At 48.9% G+C, this 836-nt stretch carries 1 protein-coding gene; it reads left to right on the forward strand.

Annotated elements, in window-relative coordinates; translation table 11 throughout:
- Positions 1–836: AAA family ATPase (locus tag ACFIL8_RS11435; protein WP_375689896.1), on the forward strand; the 836-nt coding region annotated here is incomplete at both ends.

The raw sequence follows: 836 nt of genomic DNA on the forward strand, positions 1-836 counted from the left end.
CAAATGAATGATTGGTCGAAAGCAGAGGTGGCGCGGCGCATAGGCATGCCGGATGGGACGTTTTCGCAATGGTATGCGGGCAGTTATGCGGGGCAATTGGGTAAGCAAAATGCAAAGGTTCAGCAATGGGTTGAGGTTTTAAAGGAAACGGCGGGTTTTTTGGAGAAGATCCCTGAAAAACCAGCCTTTCAGAGGAATCGAATTGCCAGTGAGATCATTGATACTTTAACACTGGCACAAAGTACGGGGGATATGGTGATGATTACGCTTGATGCGGGCAGTGGTAAGACCGAAACTTGCCGCCATTATCGCTCTACCCGCCCGCATGTTTATCTGGTGACAGCCAGCCCGCATACGCGCAGTGTTCACGGTATTTTGAATGATATGGCAGCAGAATTGGAAGTGGTGGAATATAATCCCACCCGCTTAACGCGTGCCATTGGAAAAAAGTTAGAGCGCGTGGGCAGTGGCACGTTGTTGATCGTTGATGAAGCGCAAAATCTGACGGATGAAGCGATTAATCAGTTGCGCCACTTTGTTGATATCAATGGTACGGGGTTGGCTTTGGTTGGCAATGATGAAATTTCGGGGCGGTTGGTTCACCGTCAAAATGGTCCTTCTTATGCACAAATTAAAAGCCGATTGGCGATGCATCTGAAACGTCGCAAGCCCTATAGTGAGGATATTGCAGCGCGCATTCATGATTGGGGGATTGAAGATGTTGGTGCGATAAAGTTTCTGACAGGGATAGGCTTAAAGGCTGGAGCTTTGCGGCAAATTGACAAAACCATGATGTTGGCACGCATGGCAGCGCTTGGAGATGGGTGTGAGGTGAC

The sequence above is a fragment of the Bartonella sp. AP57NXGY genome (assembly GCF_042195805.1).
In the GTDB taxonomy this organism is placed as follows: Bacteria; Pseudomonadota; Alphaproteobacteria; order Rhizobiales; family Rhizobiaceae; genus Bartonella.